At 72.0% G+C, this 20,453-nt stretch carries 15 protein-coding genes; 9 read left to right on the top strand and 6 right to left on the bottom strand.

Going from position 1 to position 20,453, the window contains the following annotated elements; genetic code table 11:
• The first annotated feature begins 174 nt into the window (after positions 1–174).
• Both ACSHT8_RS15065 and ACSHT8_RS15060 read left to right on the top strand, forming a co-directional pair.
• Complete coding sequence (locus ACSHT8_RS15065) at positions 175–3,534, top strand: S8 family serine peptidase (protein ID WP_436501667.1); 3,360 nt, start codon at positions 175–177, stop codon at positions 3,532–3,534.
• Between the two features lie 84 nt (positions 3,535–3,618).
• Entirely contained in the window at positions 3,619–5,673 is a 2,055-nt protein-coding gene (locus tag ACSHT8_RS15060; RefSeq protein ID WP_436501666.1) for a BTAD domain-containing putative transcriptional regulator, read from the top strand.
• Here ACSHT8_RS15060 and ACSHT8_RS15055 read toward each other — a convergent pair.
• From ACSHT8_RS15055 to ACSHT8_RS15030, 6 genes are read right to left on the bottom strand one after another with little or no spacing between them, the layout of a single operon-like run.
• Positions 5,637–7,109, bottom strand: coding sequence for an aromatic amino acid lyase (locus tag ACSHT8_RS15055; RefSeq protein WP_436501665.1), 1,473 nt, complete (start codon positions 7,107–7,109; stop codon positions 5,637–5,639). The genes ACSHT8_RS15060 and ACSHT8_RS15055 overlap by 37 nt on opposite strands.
• Complete coding sequence (locus ACSHT8_RS15050; protein WP_436501664.1) at positions 7,106–7,984, bottom strand: hypothetical protein; 879 nt, start codon at positions 7,982–7,984, stop codon at positions 7,106–7,108. Before ACSHT8_RS15050 ends, ACSHT8_RS15055 begins: the two co-directional genes overlap by 4 nt.
• The gene (locus ACSHT8_RS15045) at positions 7,981–8,262 is read right to left on the bottom strand and encodes an acyl carrier protein (protein ID WP_436501663.1); all 282 of its coding nucleotides are present in this window, start codon (positions 8,260–8,262) and stop codon (positions 7,981–7,983) included. The genes ACSHT8_RS15050 and ACSHT8_RS15045 overlap by 4 nt, the downstream gene beginning before the upstream one ends.
• Positions 8,259–8,669: a hypothetical protein gene (locus tag ACSHT8_RS15040; protein ID WP_436501662.1), complete on the bottom strand. Its 411-nt coding sequence runs from the start codon at positions 8,667–8,669 to the stop codon at positions 8,259–8,261. Before ACSHT8_RS15040 ends, ACSHT8_RS15045 begins: the two co-directional genes overlap by 4 nt.
• 34 nt (positions 8,670–8,703) lie before the next feature.
• Positions 8,704–10,410, bottom strand: a complete 1,707-nt coding sequence (locus tag ACSHT8_RS15035; protein ID WP_436501661.1) for a prenyltransferase/squalene oxidase repeat-containing protein — start codon at positions 10,408–10,410, stop codon at positions 8,704–8,706.
• On the bottom strand, positions 10,407–11,717 hold the full coding sequence (locus ACSHT8_RS15030) for a phenylacetate--CoA ligase family protein (protein ID WP_436501660.1): 1,311 nt from the start codon (positions 11,715–11,717) through the stop codon (positions 10,407–10,409). The genes ACSHT8_RS15035 and ACSHT8_RS15030 overlap by 4 nt, the downstream gene beginning before the upstream one ends.
• Positions 11,718–11,920: 203 nt before the next feature.
• On the opposite strand from ACSHT8_RS15030, the gene ACSHT8_RS15025 reads away from it, so the two are divergent.
• The 7 genes from ACSHT8_RS15025 to ACSHT8_RS14995 are packed head-to-tail and all read left to right on the top strand — an operon-like array spanning position 11,921 to position 20,442.
• Positions 11,921–12,877, top strand: coding sequence for an ATP-grasp domain-containing protein (locus tag ACSHT8_RS15025; protein WP_436501659.1), 957 nt, complete (start codon positions 11,921–11,923; stop codon positions 12,875–12,877).
• The gene (locus tag ACSHT8_RS15020) at positions 12,874–14,250 is read left to right on the top strand and encodes an amidase family protein (RefSeq protein WP_436501658.1); all 1,377 of its coding nucleotides are present in this window, start codon (positions 12,874–12,876) and stop codon (positions 14,248–14,250) included. Before ACSHT8_RS15025 ends, ACSHT8_RS15020 begins: the two co-directional genes overlap by 4 nt.
• Complete coding sequence (locus tag ACSHT8_RS15015) at positions 14,247–15,398, top strand: AMP-binding protein (RefSeq protein ID WP_436501657.1); 1,152 nt, start codon at positions 14,247–14,249, stop codon at positions 15,396–15,398. The genes ACSHT8_RS15020 and ACSHT8_RS15015 overlap by 4 nt, the downstream gene beginning before the upstream one ends.
• The gene (locus ACSHT8_RS15010) at positions 15,398–16,735 is read left to right on the top strand and encodes a hypothetical protein (RefSeq protein ID WP_436501656.1); all 1,338 of its coding nucleotides are present in this window, start codon (positions 15,398–15,400) and stop codon (positions 16,733–16,735) included. Before ACSHT8_RS15015 ends, ACSHT8_RS15010 begins: the two co-directional genes overlap by 1 nt.
• Positions 16,732–17,979 (top strand): ATP-grasp domain-containing protein, encoded by a 1,248-nt coding sequence (locus ACSHT8_RS15005; protein WP_436501655.1) that lies wholly within the window; start codon positions 16,732–16,734, stop codon positions 17,977–17,979. The genes ACSHT8_RS15010 and ACSHT8_RS15005 overlap by 4 nt, the downstream gene beginning before the upstream one ends.
• Complete coding sequence (locus tag ACSHT8_RS15000; protein WP_436501654.1) at positions 17,976–19,244, top strand: MFS transporter; 1,269 nt, start codon at positions 17,976–17,978, stop codon at positions 19,242–19,244. Before ACSHT8_RS15005 ends, ACSHT8_RS15000 begins: the two co-directional genes overlap by 4 nt.
• Before the next feature lie 4 nt (positions 19,245–19,248).
• Positions 19,249–20,442, top strand: a complete 1,194-nt coding sequence (locus tag ACSHT8_RS14995) for a 3-deoxy-7-phosphoheptulonate synthase (protein ID WP_436501653.1) — start codon at positions 19,249–19,251, stop codon at positions 20,440–20,442.
• Positions 20,443–20,453 lie beyond the last annotated feature (11 nt).

The raw sequence follows: 20,453 nt of genomic DNA, 5'->3' as shown, positions 1-20,453 counted from the left end.
TTGGTAGCGGCCGAACGGACGATGGCGTTGTCCGATTTCTCCGCTTACTGTGCGCTCAGCGAGGTGGAATCGTGCGCGGTCGATCGGGACACGGCGCCGTTGTTCGCGGCTACCGAGGATTCCTCGTCGGACGCTGACAGGTTCTGAGCGCGCCTCGGGTTAGGGTTTATCGTCATGCAGTCGGCACGTTTACCCAAATGGACTAACTTGTGGTCGGCGGTATTCGTTTCCGCCATTGTGGCCAGTGTTGTCGCGGTGCCCGCGTCCACCGCGCAGGGTGCGGCGCCCCTGGCGGACGGGGTGGTCCCGGCCGCGGGCGGGGCGGAGTTCATCGGCAAGCTCGCGCCGGGGCTCAGAACGGTTGAGGGGACCGCGACGGTCTTCGTGGAGCTTGACAAGAAGTCCGCGGTGGACGCCTTCACCGAGGAGCAGGGGCGGGGCGGTGGGAAGGCCAGGGCCAAGGCGCTCGCCAAGGCCGCCGACCAGGAGGTCACCACGGCCGCCAACGACATCACCGCGGCCCTGACCAGGGGCGATGCGGGCGCCAAGCTGCTCGCCGTCACGACCAACGGGGTGCCGGGGGCGATCGTCAGCGCGGACATCGACACCGTGCGGGCGCTGTCGGCGCGGCCCGACGTCGTGGCCATCCGGCCCGTCGCCGCGCATGAGAAGAGCAGCACCAACTCGGTGCAGACGACCAACGCGCTGGCCGCGTGGCAGCGGACCGGGGTCTATGGCGACGGTGTCCGGATCGGCATCATCGACGACGGGATCGACTACACGCACGCGGCTTTCGGCGGGCCGGGCACAAAGGACGCCTACACCGCCATTGATTCCACTGTCGTCGACGCTTCGTATTTCCCGACGGCCAAGGTGGTCGGTGGTACGGACCTGGTCGGCAATAACTACGACATGTCGGGTGTGGCCGGTTCGCCGGTCCCGGTGCCGGACCCCAACCCGATTTCGTGTGGACACCACGGCACCCACGGCGCCAGCATCATCGCATCTCAGGGCGTCAACGCCGACGGCAGCACATTCACCGGGGACTACTCGAAACTGACCGGTGAGACGGTCAGCGCGATGCGAGTCGGACCGGGTATGGCGCCGCGCGCGCTGCTTTATTCCATCAAGGTGTTCGGCTGCAATGGACTGACTTCCGCGCTCACGCCCAAGGCATTGGACTGGGCATTGGACCCCGACGGTGACGGCGACTTCACCGACAAACTCGACATCGTCAGCCTCGCGCTGAGCAGCAACTACAACGCAGTGGACGACCCGACCGCCCTGTTCGTGCGCAAGCTGGCCCAGCACGACGTGCTGGCCGTGTTCTCCGCGGGCAACGGCACCGACCTCTACGACGTCGCCGGGTCGCCCGGCAGCCTCGCGACCGAGGCGCTCACCGTGGCCAGCAGCCGCGACACCTACTTCCTGCGCGACGCCCTGCGGGTCACCTCCCCGTCGGCGAACGCGGGCATCCGCACAGGCCAATTCAGCCTGGCCTACGCCTCGATGGACTCATTGGACCTGAACCGTCCCGTGGTGACGCTCCCCGCGGCCAACGCCAAGGGCTGTGTCGCCTACTCGCCCGCCGAGGTCGCCGCAGTCGCGGGCAAGTTCGTGTGGCTGGAGTTCGACGACCAGGCCGCGCTCGACGGCCGGGAGTGCGGGTCGGTCGCGCGGGCGAACCTCGCGCAGGCCGCGGGAGCCGCGGGCGTGATCCTCACCGGCACGATGGACCACTTCGTCGCGCGCATCACCGGCAACAAGACCATGCCGATGTTCCAGCTCACCGCGACCACCACCGCGGCGCTGCGCCCGGTGATCGCCGCCGGGCCGCTCGACGTCACGCTGCGCGGGTCGGACCGGGCGAGCGTGCCGACCTACGACGACGCGCTGGCCGACACCGCCAGCATCTTCACCTCCCGCGGCGTGCGCGGGCCGATCGTCAAGCCCGACATCACCGCCCCCGGTGACACGATCGCCGCGGCGTTCAGCGGGTCCGGCACCGACCGCGCCGTCTACTCCGGCACGTCCATGTCGGCGCCGCACGCGACCGGCATCACCGCGCTGATCCGGCAGGCCCACCCCGATTGGACCTACGAGGAGGTCAAGGCGGGCGCGATGAACACGGCCCGTCACGACCTGACCGACGGCAAGGGCAAGGTCTTCGCCCCGCAGCGCGTCGGCGCGGGCCGGATCGACGCGGACGCCGCGCTGTCCACCAAGGTCCTCGCCTACGTCCAGGACGACCCGGGCGCGGTGAGCGCGTCGTTCGGCATCGTCGAGGCGGGTGCGCCGCTGGCCAAGACCAAGACGATCAAGGTCGTCAACAAGGGCGTGACCCCGGCCGAGTTCGACGTCGCCTACCAGGGCATCGTCGACGCGCCCGGGGTGCGGTACGAGGTCTCGCCGAGCCGGGTCCGCGTCGGTGCGCGGGGTGTGGCCACGGTGACGGTCACCCTGAAGATCGACGACCCGGCCGCCCTCCGCAAGGCGATGGACCCGACCATGGAGGCCATCCAGTCCGCACGGGCCCGCCAGTTCGTCGCCGACGCCTCCGGCCGGGTCGTGCTGACCCCGCGCTCGGGCGCCACGGTGCCGCTGCGCGTGCCGGTGGCGGCGACGCCGAAGCCCGCGTCGGACATCGCGGTCCCCGGCCAGGTCCGGTTCGGCGCCAACGGCTCGCAGACCGTGCTCAACCTGCACGGCCGCGGCTTCGACCAGGGTGAGGGCGCGCAGGCGTACCGCTCGCTGGTGAGCCTGTTCGAGCTGCACGGCGAGTCGCCGCAGCTGCCTGCGTGCACCGCGACCGTGGCGACCGGCTGCGTGGTCAACGACACCGCCCGCGGCGGCGACCTGCGCTACGTGGGCGCCACTACGACGGCGCCGCTGGCCCGCGCGCAGGGCAAGCCGGAGACGGCACTGCTGGCCTTCGGGCTGGCGACGTGGGGCGACTGGGCGAACATCGGCAGCAACACGATCCCGTTCGTCCGGATCGACACCACCGGTGACGGGGTGGCCGACTTCGAGTCGTCGGTGACCAAGGCCCGCGGCACCGACGTGATGCTGGTCAACACCGTGGACCTGCGCAAGCCGGTCCCGGGCGGGTTCGCCTCGGTGGACGTGCAGCCGGTCAACGGGCGTTTCGGTGACACCGACACCAACGTGTTCGACACCAACGTCGTCGTCCTGCCGGTTCGCTTGGCCGCGCTGGGTGTCGACCCGGCGGCCGCGTCGCACCGGATCACCTACACCGCCGGGGTGACCGGGTTCTACAAGACGCCCGGCAGCACCGCGATCGACCGCATCGACACCCCCATGGCGTTCGACGTGCTGTCGCCCGCCTACTGGGTGCAGGGCGGCGGCGACCCGGCGCTGACCTACCTGGCGCGCCCGGGTACGGCGCTGGTGGTCAACCGCGCGGCCACGGCCACGCCGAGCAAGCTGCTCGCGTTGTTCCACCACAACGCGGCGGGCTCGCGGGCGAAGGTCGTCAAGGTGAAGGTCGCCGGTCAGCGCGACGCCTCGGAGTGAGTGACAGCCCGCCGCCGGACCCCGGTCCGGCGGCGGGCCTGAGGTGACCACTCGCCGAACGGGGACGACGAGGAGACGAGCGCGATGACACGGGGCGGCCATGCGACGCCGGAGGTCGAGTTCTTACTGTTAGGCGAGATCGACGTCAGGATCGGCGGGGTGCGGTGGAAGCACCCGTCGCGCAAGCCGCGCAGGCTCCTGGCCGCCCTGCTGCTCGAACCGGGGCGGCTGGTGTCGCGCAGCCGCCTGGTGGACGTCGTGTGGGATGGCGAGCCGCCGAAGTCGGCGCTCGGCGCGATCCAGGTCTATGTGTCGCAACTGCGGGCCGCGCTGCCGAACGTGGACCTGACCTTCCGCGGCGACGGCTATGTCCTGGATGTCGACCCGGAATCGGTTGACCTGTTCCGCTTCCGGTCGCTGGTGGCCAGGGCGGACCGGGTCGACCCGACGGTCGGGATCGGCCTGCTGAGACAGGCATTGGGACTCTTCCGGGGCGTCCCGCTGTCGGGCATCGGTTCCGACCTGCTGCACCGCGAGGTCGAGCCGGTGATAGCCGAGGAGCGGATGACGGCGTGGGAGACCCTCAACGATCTCGAACTGCGCCTCGGCGGCACCCCGGACCTGGTGTCCAGGCTGGTCCAGCTCACGACCGAGAACCCGCTGCGGGAACGCTTTCATGAGCAGCTGATGCTCGCCCAGGCGCGCGAAGGCCGAGGCGCGGAGGCGTCGGAGACGTTCCTGCGGGCGCGAAGACTTTTGCGCGACGAACTTGGGGTCGACCCTGGCCAGGGCCTGCAGGCCGCGCACCGCAAGGTGATCGGCGAACGCGCCGAGCCGAGTCGGACCGTGCGCCCAGGTGGGCCGAACATGCTGCCGCGCGACCTGGCCGACTTCACCGGGCGACAGCGCGAAGTGGCCCGCGTCGAGCAGATCGCCCGGGCGGGCGGCCGCGGGTCGACCGTCGTGCTGCTGACCGGCATGGCGGGGGTGGGCAAGACCGCGCTGGCTGTCCATTTGGCCCACCGGCTGCGGTCGCTGTTCGGCGACGGGCAGCTGTTCATCGACATGCACGGCTACACCCCGGACCGCGCCCCGGTGGCGACGGCCGACGCGCTCGGCCTGATGCTGCGGATGCTGGGCGCGCCCGAGGTCCCGGCCGATCCGGTGCTCGGCGCCGCGCGGTGGCGGGCGGAACTGGCGTCACGGCAGATGGTCGTGGTGCTGGACAACGCCGTGGACGCGGGCCAGATCCTGCCGCTGCTGCCCGGCGACTCGCCCAGCCTGGCGATCGTGACGAGCCGGACGACGCTGGCGGGCGTGGACGGCGCGCACACCATTCCCCTCGACGTGCTCAGCACCGCCGAGGCGATCGAGCTGTTCACCCGGATCGTCGGCGACGCGGCCGTCGCCGCGGGGGACGACTCGGTGTCGCAGGTGGTCCGGCTGTGCGGGCGGCTGCCGCTGGCGATCCGGCTCGCGGCGTCCCGGCTGCGGCAGCGGCCGACGTGGCCGGTGCAGGAACTGGTGCTGCGCCTGGACAAGCGGGTCCGGCTGGACGAGCTGTCGGTCGGCAACCGCAGCGTCGACCGGGCCTTCGGCGCGTCCTATCAAGCGCTGCCCGACTTCGAGAAGCGCGTCTTCCGGCTGCTGAGCCTGGTGCCGGGCCGCGATGTCGACGTGCAGGCCGCCGCGGCGCTGATCGACGCCACGCCGGAGGCGGCGGGCATCGTGCTGGAGAGCCTGCTCGACCGCAATCTCGTCGAGCAGCGCAGGCGGCACCGGTTCCAGATGCACGACCTCGTGCGCCAGTACTCCGGCATGGTCAGCCGCGCGGTCGACCAGCCCGCCGAGTGCGACGCCGCGGTGCGCAGGCTTGTCGAGCACTATCTGTCCCACGCGAACGCGGCGCTGAGCACCGTGCTGCCGCAGCGCGCCCAGGTCGGCGAGACGCCGGTGCCGCGCTTCGCCGACGCGGACAGCGCGCGGGAGTGGCTGTCGGTGGAGAGACCGAACCTGAGCGCCGCCGCGCGTCCGGCGGCGTTCGGGGTCCCGGAGGACTTGCGGACGCGTCTGGCGGAGATCGTGCGACTCTCCGCCCCCATTCAGCTCATCGCGTGGCCTGGCGTGACCGTGGGCTGACGGTCTTCTGCCGGCAGCGCCAGCTCGGCCGCCGCGACGACGGCTGTCGCGAGTGGACGGTCGCGGTCCAGTGGCGGGATGGCCGCGCCCAACTCGGCCCACAGGCTGTTCCTCGGCGGGGTCACGCCGAGCAGGTGGGTCAGCTGGGCGGTCGCCAGCAGTAGCGATCCCGCGATCCAGCGCAGCCTGGTCAGGATCTCCGACACGGTGGTCGCGCCGTTGAGCGCCATCGGGGTGTGGTCCTGGTTCTCCAGGTTGGTCGGGATCGGTGTCATGGACGCCGGATAGCCCAGCTGCCGGATTCGCGACAGGTGCGACGACGCGGCGATCTGCACCCCGGCCAGGCCGCTGTCGCCACCGGGGTTCGGGGTCAGCAGCGGCGGGAGGCCGCCGTTCGACGCCGGGTCGACCAGCAGGGCGAGCTGGCGTTCCATCAGCAGCGCCACCTGGTGCGCGCACACCGCGTGGACGTCGCTGACCAGCCCGACCGGGGCGGCGTGGAAGTTGCCGCCGTGCAGGATCTGTCCGCCGGCGATGACGGGGTTGTCGGTGCAGCCCTCGGCTTCGCGCGCGAGGAATTCGCCTTGGACGCGCAGTTGGTCGAGCACCGCGCCGAGGACCTGCGGAGCGCAGCGCAGGGAGTAGCGCTCTTGCAGTGGCCTTCCCGGTGCTCGGTGGTGGCCGGGTGGGATCTCCGAACGGATCCACGCCGCGGCTTGGAGTTGGCCACGCTGGTTGCGCACCTGGTTGAGCGCGTCGCTGTAGGGCGCGGGGTCGGCGCCGAGCAGGGCGGCGAGTCTGCCGGTCGTGCGCGCGGCGAGGCGGGTGATCGCTTCCAGTTCATGGTGGTTGTGCATGGCGACGGCGAGGCAAGCGCTTGATCCGTTGACGAAGGCCAGCGCCAGCCGGGCTTCCCACGCGACGGCCGGGACTCCCAGCAGGGACAGCGCCTCCGCCGCCGGGACCTTCGCCGAGCCGCGCCAGGCGAGTTGGGAGTCGTCGCCGCCCGCGGCGAGCGCGGCGTGGGCCAGCGGGACCAGGTCGCCGCTGGCGCTGAGGCTGCCGTCGCGCGGGACCACCGGGGTGAAGCCCGCGTTCCACTGGTCGGCGAGCTGTCGCCACGCGGCCGGGTCGACGCCGGAGTGGCCCGCCGCCATACCGCGCAGCCGCAGCCACACCATCGTCCTGGTGATCCGCGGCGGGAGCGCGTCGCCCTGCCCGACCGCGAGATGCCGGACCAGGCCGAGGCCCTGGCGCCGCCGGTCGGGGTCGGCCGCGTAGCCGACGAGCGGGCCGAAGCCGCGGGTCAGGCCGTACACGTCGCCCTCGTGCGCGGCGAGGACCGCCCGGCTCGCGTGCATCCGGGCGTACTCGGCCGGGGTCGCGTCGATCCGGCTGGTCCACGCGCTCTGGGCGAGCAGTGCCGCGAGGCTCATCGGCGGAGTTCGGCCACTTGGCGGACCGTGCGCGGGCCGGGGATGTCGCCGTGCGCGGCCAGCCGCGTGCGGATGTCGGCCGGGGTGAGCGTGTCGCTGGTGTAGTAGAGGTCGTAGTGCTCGCCGCGGATGTCGTCGACCACCGCGACGCACGCGACCTCCACCGCCAGGTCGGCGCGCAGCGAGGTCTCGATCGAGGACAGGTCGCAGCGTTTGCCGTTGACCTTGACCAGGTTGGACCGGCCTAGATGGCGGAACGTGCGTTCGCCGGTCTTGGTGATCAGGTCGGGCATGAGCCACTCCGTCGGCTGTGGCTCGTCGGGGCGCCTGCCGATGCGCGGGCCGCGTACTCGCAACTGGGTCGGGTGCGCGGCGAGGTCGACGTCGGGCAGGAGCGTCCAGTCGGCCTGGTCGCGGGTGACCGGGTCGATGAGGCGCGTGGCGACGGCGCCGGTCTCGGTCGAGCCGAGGATCTCGATTCCGGACAGCGCTCCCGCGACGTCGTACACCGCCTTGGTGGTGCGCGCGGTGCTGTGGGTCGCCACGATCCGGCGTTCGGCGAGAGTGGGCAGGTGTTTGCGGAGCAGGACCCAGGTCGACGGGACGCACACGATGAGGTGGCGCGCGTCGGGGTCGAGCTGGGGCAGGGCGAGTGGATCGTCCCAAGCGGACAGTGCTGGGATGCCCAGGGTGCGGGGGAGTTCGACGCCGAGCAGCCTGCCGTAGAGGTGGTGTGGGGGCGCGTAGGAGACGACCTGGTCGATGTCGCCGACCAGGTCGGCGAGCAGCCGGACCTCGGCGGCCAACTGGGCTTCGGTCCGCAGCCAGGTGACAGGTTCGCCGGTGGTGCCCGAGGTGGCGAACGCCGCGGTCATCTGCGTCCGCCGAGCACGGCGGCGTCCTCCAGCCGGTCGGTGACGAAGACGTGCATGCGGTCGACCGAGCTGAACCAGTGCCGGATGTCGTCGCCGACGAGGTCGACCTCCAGGCCGAACTCCTCCTCGACCGCGGTGATGCACTCCATCGCGGTGAGGCTGTCGTAGCCGTCGCCGAGCGCGTCACGCAGGTCGGCGTCGTCGGGGACGGCGGCGAACCCCTCGCCCAGTCGGGCGGCGAGCACGGCACGCAGCCGGGTCCGCAGGTCCTCGGTCATGGTGTTCCCTCCTTGGCGAGCAGGTCGGTCCGGCGCAGCGGACCCGCCGCCGCGACGTAGACCTCACTCGGTGGTGTGGTGCGGAATTCGAGGTAGAAGAAGGCGGTGTTGTCGGTGCGGCCGAGCGTGTCGGCGATGTGCGCGGCTAGGTCGGCGCGGAAGTCCTCGTCTCGCTGCGGTCCGACGCAGACCGTGACGGAGGCGTGGTGGAGTTCGCCGGGGGTGACGGGCAGCGCGTCGACGGGCCAGCCGCCGGTGAAGATCATGCCGCCGTCGGCTTCCTCGAACCGGACGACGACGTGCCCGGCCGCGACCCCGCGGTCGGTCAGCCACCGGGTGATCTTCAGCGCGATGGCGCGTCTTCGGGAGGCGGACAGGGCCGCGGTGGCGATGGTGATGGTGGGCATGGTGGTCCTTTTAGGACGGCGTGGGTGCTCCGGCTCAGGACAGGGCGAGGGCGGGGAGGTCGGTGCGGTCGCCGGCGAGTCGGGCGGTCAGGAGGGTTCCGGCGCAGTCGGCGAGTGGGCCGCCCGCGTCCGGGGTCAGTGGGGTCCATGCCGTGCCGCCGGGGCGGTCGACGCTGCGGAGGAAGCGTTCGGCGTGTTCGGTGTCGATCCGCAGGCCCGCGCGGTCGGCGGCCAGAACTGATTCGAACGTCGACAGCAGGTCCGGCAGGCGGTTGCCCTCGTTGGCGAAGCCACCGCCACGCACCCGGTGCCGGTCGAGCAGGTCGGCGATCGGGGCGTTCTCGCCCAGGGCGGACAGGACGCGCGCGGCCTGGAGGCCCGCGCGGAGGGTCGGTTCGGCTCCCGGCACGTTGCCGTGGCCCGCGGCCGTCGAGCAGGACTGGACGAAGCGGGCGAGGCGGGCGGTATCCACAGTGGACCGCGGGGGCGCGTCGAGCAGGCGCAGGATCTCCACGGCCGAGGCGGTCGACACCATGTCGGACCCGCGGCCCTCCCACGAGCCGAAGCCGCCGTCGGGGTTCTGCAGGTCGCCGATCCAGCGGGCGATCCTGGCCCGCGCGGTCGGGTCGTCGCCGAACGCGCCCGCGGCCAGGGCCCACAGGGTGCAGCGCACCTCGCTGCCGCGGCCCGGCATATACATGATCCCGCCCTCGTTGGGCATCTGGCAGTGTTCGAGCCAGCGCCGCAGTTCCGCGCGGCGGGCCGGGTCGATGTCACCGGCCAGGACCAGCGCGGACGTGGTGAGGGCGTCGGCGGCCGCGGCGGGTTCCCGGTAGGTGAAGCCGCCGCCTGGGCAGGCCAGTTCGTCCAGTCGGGCGGCCACCGCGTCGGCGACTGGGGCGAGGGGCACGTCGAGCAGGCGGAGCGTGCCGACCGCGCAGAACGACGCCCACACGTCCTCGACGTCGTAGCCCGCCCAGCGGACGAACGCGCCGGAAGCGCCGCGCAGTCGCATGATCCACGCGACGCAGGCGGCGGGGTCGGTGGGCGCGGCGTCGAGTGCGGCCAGCGCGCCGACCGCTCGATACGTCGCCCACAGGCACGGGACATCGGCCGACTCGGCGAAGCGGAACCCGCCGCTGGGGTCCTGCTGGCCGCGCAGCCAGGCCACCAGCTTGGGCACGTCCCACGGCGGCGGCTCGGCCGACTCGGCGGCCAGCGCGCGCCACGCCATCACGCCGTAGTAGCAGGCGCGGACGTCGACGTTGCCGCGGTCGGCGTCCGACGGGGTCCAGCACAGGCCGCCTTCCTCGCACTGCAGCGACCGCAGCCACGCCGTCAGCGCGGCGGCGTCCGGCACCGGCTCGGCGCAGACCGCGGTGACGGTGCGGGTGGAGAAGTGCGTGGCCCACACGTCGGGGTGCTGGCCCGGCAGCATGCCGTATGCCTGCCCGGACCACGTCGTGCGCAGCCAGCGGGCGGTCCGGTCCGTGCGCGCGGGTTCGGCGCCGATGTCGCGCATGGCCTGCGTGCAGTAGAAGGTGGCCCAGGCGTCGGACACCATGCCCTTGGCCCACGCGTAACCGCCGTCGGAGTTCTGCCGCGACCGCAGGTACTCGACGGTGCCGTCGCGGCCCGCGAGTTGGTCGACCCGGCCGAGCCAGGCCATCGTGCGGGTGGCGGCGTAGGTGCACCAGAGGTCGGCGTCGCCGGTGCCGACACCGTTCTCGATGAGCGTCACACGTTCTCCAGGATCCGGATGTTCGACCGCTTCCAACTCTTCTGCGACGCGCCGCTCTTGGTGTTGCCCGGCAGCGTGTTGACGAAGGCGACCTGGTCCCAGCGCACGTCGAGGCGGTCCTGGGACGCGCGCTGCAGCGCCTCGGCCTGCGCGGGTTCGGCGGCGCGCGCGGCGTCGACGTCGCGTTCGAGCAGCAGCCGGGCGAACCCGCCGTCGGCGTCGACCTCGATCAGGTAGCCGGTCGCCTCGGTCGAGCCGTAGACGACCTCCTCGACACCCCGGGCGGCCAAGGCGACGCCGCGCACGCTGAGGCCGTCGCTGACCCGGCCGTGCACGGTGACCAGCGGCGTCGCGCGCCCGCACGGGCAGTCCGCGCCGATCGAGACGGTGTCGCCGGTGTTGAGCCGCAGCAGCGGGCGGGCGTAGGCGTTGAGCGGGGTCACCACGAGCTGGCCTTCCGCGGCCTCGCCGATGGGCACGAGCCCGTCCGGGGTGGCGAGTTCGAAGAACGTCGCGGCGGGGAGCAGGTGCTGGTTGCCCGCCGCGCACGTGCTCGCCAGCGTCCCGGTCTCGGTGCTGCCGTAGCTCGCGTCGAACGCCGCGGCGTCCCACCAGCGACCCAGCCGGTGGCGGAACGGCGCGGTGTTGACCTCGCCGAGCAGCAGCAGCGAGCGCACGTCGGCGCTCAGCTCGGCCAGCAGCCCGCGCTGCTTGACCAGTCGCGTCCACTGGAGCGCGACACCGGGGGCGAGGAAGACCGCGGTCGGCCGGAACCCGCGCCACAGCTGGATGAGCCGGTCCCAGTCGCAGATGCCGGTGGCGAACGGGTAGGCGCGCACGTGGGCGATGTCGAGGTAGTCGCACACCTGCGAGACGAGGTCGCCTACGGGCACGACGTCCGACGGCAGCAGGCTGATCACCCGGTCCTCGGCCGTCAGCACCGACTGCCACGCGTGCGCGACGGACACGGTGTTCCAGATGATGTCCTCGGCCAGGCGCGGCGTCGGGGTCGGCACGCCCGTGCTGCCGGTGGTCTCGTAATACCGCAGCCCCTCGCCCGGTGCGACGGTGGCGAAGTCGAGCGGGCGGGCCTTCAGCGCCTCGCGCGGGGTCACCGGCAGCGCCGCGAACGCGGCCGCGGAGTACTCGCCGATGCCCGCGTACGCCGCCGACTTGGCCGCCCTGGCCCACACGTCGGCCAGTTTGCGCTGATAGAAACCCGAGTCGGGGGTCGCCTCGGAATGGTTTCCGATCTCCTGGCGGGCGGTGCGCAGCGTCGCGGTGCGGTCCTCGTGGTGCCAGATCATTCATTCCCCCGACAGATTGATTCCGCGGTTGTCTCGCCGCGACGCTAACAGCGCGATCAACGGGCAGTCCATCGCGATTAAGAACTTTCGGGCCGCGATATGTCCAATTTGTGGCGAATTTAAGCGTTCGTTAAGCACGGTGGCCGATTCTGGGTGTGTCACACGGCGAAGTGCCGCTGGACCAGCAGACGAATAGGTGGCTCATGGCTCGTCGGCGAATTCTCTACGTCTTCCCCGACCGTAGTTCGGAGATGCTGCGCCGGTATGAGGAAGGCGAGTTCTGGGTCGACTACCGGGCCGCGGCGGATCGGGTCGGGCTCGATTTCGGGGTGGCCGCGCCCGATCACATCGCCATTGGCCACGACGGTGTCGCCTATTGGCGCGACGAGCCATTGTCGCCGGACCGCGACATTATCGTCTATGGCGTGCGGACGGGGCCGACGCACAAAGTCGACCTGTGGACCGGCGTCTCGCTGGTGATCTCGCTGCGCGAACTCGGCTTCCACCTGCCCATCCCGCTCGACGCCGCGACGCTGCTCAACGACAAGTTCGCCACCGTCGCCGCGTTCGCCGACTCGCCGGTCCCGCCGATCCCGACCGCGCGGATCACCGCCGATCGGGACGTGCACCGCTTCGACACCGCCCGCGTCGTGCCGGACGACTGGTTCCCGGTGTTCGTCAAGCCCACGTCGTGGAGCGGCGGGCAGGGCTGCGTGCCGTGCGCCGACCGGTCCACTTTGGACTCGCTGTTGGGCCTGGCGTCGGGCAGCGCGACGGGCGTGGTGATCCAGCCGCAGCTCCCGGAGGTGGTCAGCGACATCCGGGTGGTCGCGGTGGACTCCCAGATCGTGGCGATCCTCGACCGCAGGCCCCGCAAGGGATCGCACGTGGCCAACGTGACCCGCGGCGGCTCGTTCTCGGTGCGCGAGACGATCGACCCCCGGGTGCACGACCTGGTCAAGCTCGCCACCGAGCGCCTCGACCTGTCCTACCTCTGCATCGACCTCCTGGAGACCGCGACCGGCGAGCTGTGGCTGTCGGAGCTGGAGGCCGACGGCGCCGTGTCCCGCCTGCTGTGCCCGGAAGACCTGCTCTACCACGTGATCGGCACCCGCTTCAGCGCCTACGAGCGCCAGCTCGACGCCAAGGCTGCGCGATGACCGCCGCCGCCGCGACCAGCTACCTCGACCAGACGCTGGGCGGTCCCGGCCACACCAGGCTGCCGCTGCTGCTGGGCGGGGTCGTCGACCGCGACGCGGCCGTGGCCGCCGCCGGGCTGAGCCGCGACGAATGGCGGGACGTCCGCCGCCGCTGGGCCACCGACGCCGACCGGGTCACCCGCGCGATGACGTGGGTCGACCGGGACGTCGACCACGCCGCGGTGACGATCTCGGTCAAGGACACCGTCGACGTCGCGGGGATGCCGACCGGGCTCGGCCACCTGACCCACCGCCACTACCCGTCGACCAGCGCCGAGGTGGTGCGCTGGGTCCAGCGGCTCGGGCTCGCGGTGGTGGGCAAGGCTTACGCCACCGAACTGAACATCGGCCCGCCCGAGATCGCGGTCAACCCGGCGTTCCCGGAGCTGTCGCCCGGCGGGTCGAGCACCGGTTCCGCGGTGTCCGTCGCGGCCGGGATCAGCGACTTGGCGCTCTCGACCGACGTGCTCGGCTCGACCCGCTGGCCCGCGACGAACTGCGGTGTCGCGGGCCTGCGCACGACGTGGGACCCGACCCGGCTCGCGGGCGTGCTTCCCGTGTCGCCGAGCCAGGACGCGCTGGGCTTCATGGCGCGCACCGTCGCCGACCTCGGCTGGCTGTGGCGGCGGCTGCGACCGTCGGTGCCCGATGGCCGGCCGCCGGTCGTCGCGACCGTCGCCAACGCGTGGACGTGTGTCCCGGTGATCGCCGACGCCGTGCGGCACGCGGCGGAGGCGGTGCGGGAACTCGGGTTCGTCGTCACCGAGATCGAGCTGCCCGAACGGCTCTGGGCGGTGCGGGAACTGGCGTGGGAGCTGTGCGCGGCCGACGTCGCCGAGGTGGTGGCCGAGGTGGAGTCGCGGATGGACCTGTCGATCTCGGCGACCGCGCGCGCCTCGCTGCGACCCCCGGTCAGCGTGACCCGGCGCGCCGAGCTGATGGCGGCACGGAACGCGTTCGCTGTTGAACTTCCGGCGCTGCTGGACGAAGCGGGCATCGATGTCCTCCTGCTGCCGGTGAGCCCCGCGCCGCCCAAGCGGGTCGTGGAGCGCGCGGGCAAACCCACCCTGCCCAAGCCGGGGGACGCCGACTACGCCGACCGCGTCGGCTACACGCCGGTCGCGAGCTTCGCGGGCCTGCCCGCGCTGGTGCAGCCGGTGCGCGTGTCCGAGGAGTTCGGGCCGCTGGGGATGCAGCTCGTCGGCCGACGCGACGCCGAGGCGACCCTGCTCGACATCGGCGCCCGGCTGGAGCGGGCGCTCGGGACCCACCGCGAGGTCGCCGACCTGGTCGCGCGGTCGCTGGCCGGTCGCACGGTGGCGGGGAAGCCATGACGCGCATCGGCCGAGTCGATCCCGCCGCCGTCGCCGCGGCCGCCGCGCGGCTGGCGGAGCTGGGCGGCCCGCCCGCGATGGCCGACCCGGCCGAGTGCGGTCCCGCCGAGGTCACCGCGATCACCCGGACGATCGCGGCCACCGAGGGCGGCCAAGTGGTGGCCAGCGGCGGCACGACTGGCAAGATCAAGATCACCACCATCGCCCACCACCAAGGCATCCCGCGACTGTTGAACACCTGGCACCCGCTGCACGCGGGCGACGTGCTGCTCAACCTGTTCCGGCCGGGCAGGCTGTGGGGCGCGCACTACTTCTACAACGCCCTCGCCGCGCACTGCGCCGCCTCCGTGCTGCCGATGGGGACGGTGTCCGCCGAGGAACTGCTGGACTGGTCGGCGGTCTTCGCCGACACCTCGGTCACCGCGCTGGCGGGCGCGCCGAGCGGGCTGGCCGACTTCGCCGCCGCCGCCATCGCGCACGGCGTCAAGCTGCCGGTGCGCACGGTGATCTGGGCGGGCGAGCCGATGACGTCCGCGCGACGCGAGGTGATCAGCGAGGCGTTCCCCGGCTGCCGGTTCTGGGGCAACTACGGCTCGATCGAGACCTACGTGATCGGCGTCAGCAGGCCGGAGTGCGACTCCGGGGTGCTGCACCTGCTGCCGGACCAGCTGATCGAGTCCGACGACGAGCGCGCGCTGCTCACCCGGACCGGCGACGGCTGGCCGGTGCCGGTGGTCCGCTACCGGCTCGGCGACCGGGTGGCCGCCGCGACCTGCCCCTGCGGCGAGGGCGACGCGTTCCGCGTCCTGGGCCGGACCGACGACCGCGTCAAGTTCCACAACACCATGCTGTGCCTCGGCGACGTCCTCGACGTGGTGCGGGAGGTCGACGGCGTGACCGACGTGCAGCTCGTCCTCACCGCCGACGGTCCCGGCGCGTCCGAGGTCGAGGTGCGCTACCTCGGCACGGCCGCCGCGACGGCGGTGCGCGCGCACCTGCTGCGCAAGGTCTACGCCCTCACGACGATCACCGCGCACAAGCCCGACTCGGTGTCGGCGTCCCGATCGTCCACGTTGGACCGCAATGACCGCACCGGGAAAGTGACGCCCTACACGTGGCGTGAGCAACGGAAGGTGGCGACCCACTAGTGCTGGGAACCCTGTCCGAGAATCCGACGACGAAGGCGTTCCTCGCCGACGTGCGCTCGGTGGACACCACCCACGAGGCGTTCGGGTCGACCCACGCCTGGCTGAAGCGGCCGATCTTCAACCGGCCCGCCTTCATCGACGCGGCGACCGTCGCCCGCCTCGACCACGACCTCGCGGGCATGTTCGACCTGCTGACCTCGATCCCCGACCGGTTCTTCGGCGGCGACACCGCCGCGATGGCCACGGCCCTGGGGCTGCCCAAGGTGCAGGCCGACGCGGTGCTCCGGTCGCCCTCGGCCACGCCGCCCGCGCGGATCGGCCGGGCGGACCTGATGTCCGACGGGACCACGTTCCGCATGGTGGAGTTCAACACCACCAGCTCGCTCGGCGGCTGCGAGGTCGCCGAGATGAGCCGGGGCATGCGCGCGGACCAGCGCCTGGGCGTGTTCGCCGACCAGCACGGCTACGGCTTCCACGACCCGATCGTGGCGATGACCGAGTCGCTGTCGCCGAGCCTGCCGATGGCGGTCGTGAAGTGGCCCAACAGCCCCGAAACAGCCAACGACTTCAGCCACATGACGCTGTTCCTGGAGCGGCTGGCGGTGGGCGGGTTCGACGTCACCCCCTGCCACATCGGGCAGCTGGAGTACCGCGACGGCAAGCTCTTCGCCGCGGGCCGCCACGTCCAGCAGGTGTTCCGCACGTTCCAGCTCGGCAGACTCGTCGACACCGCGGAGTCGCGCGAGCTGGCCGCGCCGCTGCTCGCCGCGGTCGGCGACGGGGCCGCCACGCTGTTCACCCCGTTCGCCGCCGACCTCTACGGCATCAAGGAATGCCTGGCCCTGCTCAGCGAGGACCGCCACCGGGACCTGTTCACCGCCGACGAACTCGCCGTGATCGACCGGGTGCTGCCGTGGACCCGCACCCTCCGGGCCGACAAGACCACCCGCGCCGGGGAGCCGATCGACCTGCTCGACCACGTGCGGGAGCGGCGCGAGGACCTGGTGATCAAGCCCAGCGTCGGCTTCGCGGGCCAGGACATCACCGCCGGCTGGATGGTCGATCAGGCGCACTGGGAAAGCCGCCTGGCCGAGACCGTGGGCGGGAGGTATGTCGTGCAGGAACGGGTGACCCCGGTGATGGAACGCTTCGTCGACGACGCCGACCCGCTGGTGCTGGCGCCGTGCCTGCTCAGCTGGGGTGTGTTCTTCGGGGAGCGCGGCTACACGGGTGCGTTCATCAAGGGCATTCCGCGCGGGGCGCAGGACATCCGGTTCCTCGGCGACGGCTCACACGTCGGCTGCGTGTTCCACGATACCGCGGGGAGCCCGTCGTGACCGCGCCCGTTGGGGTCGTGGTGGACGCCTACACCACCGGCAACCTGCTGCCCGCCGCGTTCGACCGGCACGGCGTCCGGCTGGTGCACGTCCAGGCCGCGAGCGAGATCTCCACCGCGCTGCCCGGCCCGGACATCGCGCGGTTCCTCGACAACATCGTCTACGACGGCGAACTCGCCGTGTCGCGCATCGGGGCGCTCCAGCCGCTGTGCGTGATCGCGGGGCAGGACTCCGGGGTGCCGCTGGCCGACCTGCTCAACGAGCGGCTCGCGCTGCCCGGCAACGGATCGGCGCTGTCGACCGCGCGCGGCGACAAGTACCGGATGATCGAGCGGCTGCGTGAACACGGCGTGCACTGCGCGCGGCAGTTCAAGTCGTCCGACCCCGCCGACCTGGTCCGGTGGGCCAAGGAGAACCGGCTGGACCGGGTCGTGGTCAAGCCGCTGAGCTCGGCGGGCACCGACCGCGTGTACGTCTGCGGCGACGACGCCGAGATCACCGCCGCCGCGCGGGCCGTGCTGTCCGGGCCGGACATCTACGGCAAGCCCAACACCGAGGTGCTGATCCAGTCCTTTTTGGAGGGCACCGAGTACATCGTGGACACGGTGAGCCGCGACGGCCGCCGCTTCGTGTGCGGGGTGTGGCGCTACCACAAGCGCATCCTGGCCGACGGCCGCCCGGTCTACGACCGTGACGTGCTGCTCGCCCCGGACGAGGACCCGGTGCCTGAGCTGATCGCCTACGTCGACACCGTGCTCGACGCGCTGGGCATCCGGTACGGGTCGGGACACGCCGAGGTGATCATGACCGCTGACGGTCCCGCGCTGGTCGAGATCGGCGCGCGGATGAACGGCAACATGAACCCCGGGTTCCACGACCGCTGCCTCGGCCACAACCAGGCCGACCTGACCGCGCTGGCCTATCTGCACCCGGACCGGTTCCTCGCCGAGTACGCCGACCGCGTCTACACGAGGAACGCCGCTGCCATGGTGTGCAACACGACGACCGCGTCCGACGGCATCGTCGCGGCGGTCGACGCCGCGGCGGTCGCCCGGATCGAGGCGCTGCCGAGCGTGCACGCGGTCGCGGTGAAACTCCAGCCAGGAGCCCGGATCCGGCCGACCGAGGACCTGCTGAGCAGCCCGCTGCGGGTGTTCATGACCGGCTCGGAGTTCGACATGCTGGCCGACTACGCGACGCTGCAGGCGATCAAGGACGACGTGTTCCAGGTCGTGGCCCGATGACCGTCGAGGCGGCCCGGCCGACGAGCCTGTGGCGGGACGGCGCGTTCGTCAAGTACTGGCTCGGCGAGAGCGTCGCGCGGTTCGGCGTGCAGGTCACCGCGCTCGCGCTGCCGCTGCTCGCGGTGGTCGATCTGAACGCGACGGCGGGGCAGGCGGGGCTGCTCAACGCGGTCCAGTTCGCGCCGTACCTGCTGATCACGCTGTTCGCCGGGGTGTGGGTGGACCGCGTGCGGCCGGGGCCGTTCCTGATCCTGACGAACTTCGCGCGGGCCGCGCTGCTCGGGCTCGTGCCGCTGCTGTTCTTCCTCGACCTGCTCACCCTGACCAAGCTGTACGTCGCCGGGTTCGTGATCGGCGCGCTGGCCGTGCTCTACGACCTGTCTTCGTCGACGTATCTGCCCGCGCTGATCCCCAAGGAGCGGCTGGCCGAGGGCAACAGCCACATCCAGGGCAGCGGGCAGGTCGCCAGGATCGGCGGACCCGGCCTCGGTGGTCTGCTGATGCAGGTGCTGTCGGTGCCCGCGACGCTCGTCGCCAACGCCGCCATCCACCTGTTCTCGGCGGTGGCGCTGCTCATGGTCAAGGCGCCCGAGGAAGTCCGGCCGAAGCCCGCCGAGAAGAAGAACGTGATCGCCGAGATCACCGGGTCGTTCCGGTTCGTCGTGGCCAACCCGTATCTGAAGGTCACGGCGTTCCGCGCGGGCTTCAACAACATGTTCTTCATGGCGATGCAGACGGTGTTCCCGCTGTTCGTGATCCGGGAGATCGGCTCCGACAGCGCCACCCTGGGGCTGATCCTGGCCACCGGCGCGGTCGGCGGGCTGATCGGCGCGTTCCTCGCGGTGCGCACGGGGAAGCGGTACGGGCCGGGGCCGGCCATCGTGATCGGGTTCGGCATCGGGTCCTTCGCCCAGGCGCTGACCCCGCTCGCGGGCGGGCCGCCGGTCCTGGCGGTGGCGATCCTGTTCGGCTCGTTCCTGCTCGGCGGGATCGGCACGACGATCGGCAACATCCACCTCGCCACACTCACCCAGACCGTCACGCCGCGGCACCTGCTCGGCAAGACCAACGCCGCGATCCGGTTCCTCACCTGGGGAACCATGCCCCTGGGCGCGCTGCTCGGGGGTTGGCTGGGCGACCTCATCGGGTTGCGCGCCACGTTGTTCGTCACCGCGGCCGGGTTCACCGCGTCGCTGCTGCTGGTGCTGTTCTCGCCGGTGGCCAAGCTCAAGGCGCTGCCCGCCGAAGCCGAATGGGACGACTGAGACGATGGACGAGATCGCGCGCCGTGTCGGCGCCAGACCCGCCGCGCACCAACCGACGTGGGACGACGGGGAAGCGTGGTCGGTCAGGCGCGAACTGTCCGCGCTGCCCGCGTTGGTCCGCGCCGACGACGTCGCCACGCTTCGCGGTCACCTCGCGCTGGTGGCCGCAGGCGAGGCGCACGTGGTGCAGGCGGGCGACTGCGCCGAGGACCCGGCCGAGTGTGTCGGCGGATATGTCGACCGCAAAGCGCGGCTGCTGGACCAGCTCGCCGACCGGATGACGGCGGCCACCGGAACCCCGGTGCTGCGTGTCGGCCGGATCGCAGGACAGTTCGCCAAGCCGCGCTCCCATCCGACCGAGACCGTCGGCGGCGTCGAGCTGCCGGTCTACCGGGGACACATGGTCAACGGTCCGGAGCCGTCCGCCGCCGATCGGCGCCAGAGCCCGCGGCGGATGCTGAGCTGCCACCTCGCCGCGGCCGAGGCGATGGCGCGGCTCGGCTGGCCGGACGGGTTCGGCACGGTGTGGACCAGCCATGAGGCGCTGCTGCTGGACTACGAGCTCGCGATGCTGCGCCCGTCGCCGCGCGGCCCGCTGCTCGGGTCGACGCACTGGCCGTGGGTCGGGGAACGCACCCGCCAGGCCGACGGCGCGCACGTGGCCCTGCTCGCCGAGATCGTCAACCCGGTGGCGTGCAAGGTCGGCCCGTCGATGACCCCGGACGACCTGCTGGACCTCTGTGCGCGCTTGGACCCGGACCGCGAACCGGGCAGGCTGACGCTGATCGCCCGCATGGGTTCCGATGCCGTCCGGGCCGCGCTGCCCGCCCTCGTCGCCGCCGTCCGCGCCGCCGGTCACCCGGTGATCTGGCTGTGCGATCCCATGCACGGCAACACTTCGCGCACGCCCGACGGCCTCAAGACCCGCTACCTGCACCACATCGCCGACGAGATCACGGGCTTCGGCCACGCGGTGCGCGCCGCGGGCGGCGTCGCGGGCGGGCTGCACCTGGAGACCACGCCGGACGACGTCACCGAGTGCGTGAACCACGCGGGCGAGGACGACCGGGTCGCCGACAAGTACACCAGCCTGTGCGACCCGCGCCTCAACCCCGACCAGGCGCTCAGCGTGGTCACCGGCTGGGCCGCCGACCTGGTCGCCGCGCGCACCGACCTTCAGCCGCTGCTCTCGACGTAGCTAAGGTCGTT

This window comes from Actinokineospora sp. HUAS TT18 (assembly GCF_051364635.1).
Taxonomy (GTDB): Bacteria; Actinomycetota; Actinomycetes; order Mycobacteriales; family Pseudonocardiaceae; genus Actinokineospora.
Note: the sequence above shows the minus strand (reverse complement) of the source record. Positions and strands in the feature narration are given on the sequence as shown.

Bases quoted from the DNA above. Each gene is read 5' to 3' on its own strand.
- ACSHT8_RS15030 (WP_436501660.1), bottom strand. From the start codon at position 11,717: ATGATCTGGCACCACGAGGACCGCACCGCGACGCTGCGCACCGCCCGC.
- ACSHT8_RS15045 (WP_436501663.1), bottom strand. From the start codon at position 8,262: ATGACCGAGGACCTGCGGACCCGGCTGCGTGCCGTGCTCGCCGCCCGA.
- ACSHT8_RS14995 (WP_436501653.1), top strand. From the start codon at position 19,249: ATGGACGAGATCGCGCGCCGTGTCGGCGCCAGACCCGCCGCGCACCAA.
- ACSHT8_RS15020 (WP_436501658.1), top strand. From the start codon at position 12,874: ATGACCGCCGCCGCCGCGACCAGCTACCTCGACCAGACGCTGGGCGGT.
- ACSHT8_RS15055 (WP_436501665.1), bottom strand. From the start codon at position 7,109: ATGAGCCTCGCGGCACTGCTCGCCCAGAGCGCGTGGACCAGCCGGATC.
- ACSHT8_RS15025 (WP_436501659.1), top strand. From the start codon at position 11,921: ATGGCTCGTCGGCGAATTCTCTACGTCTTCCCCGACCGTAGTTCGGAG.
- ACSHT8_RS15040 (WP_436501662.1), bottom strand. From the start codon at position 8,669: ATGCCCACCATCACCATCGCCACCGCGGCCCTGTCCGCCTCCCGAAGA.
- ACSHT8_RS15015 (WP_436501657.1), top strand. From the start codon at position 14,247: ATGACGCGCATCGGCCGAGTCGATCCCGCCGCCGTCGCCGCGGCCGCC.
- ACSHT8_RS15000 (WP_436501654.1), top strand. From the start codon at position 17,976: ATGACCGTCGAGGCGGCCCGGCCGACGAGCCTGTGGCGGGACGGCGCG.
- ACSHT8_RS15065 (WP_436501667.1), top strand. From the start codon at position 175: ATGCAGTCGGCACGTTTACCCAAATGGACTAACTTGTGGTCGGCGGTA.
- ACSHT8_RS15050 (WP_436501664.1), bottom strand. From the start codon at position 7,984: ATGACCGCGGCGTTCGCCACCTCGGGCACCACCGGCGAACCTGTCACC.
- ACSHT8_RS15060 (WP_436501666.1), top strand. From the start codon at position 3,619: ATGACACGGGGCGGCCATGCGACGCCGGAGGTCGAGTTCTTACTGTTA.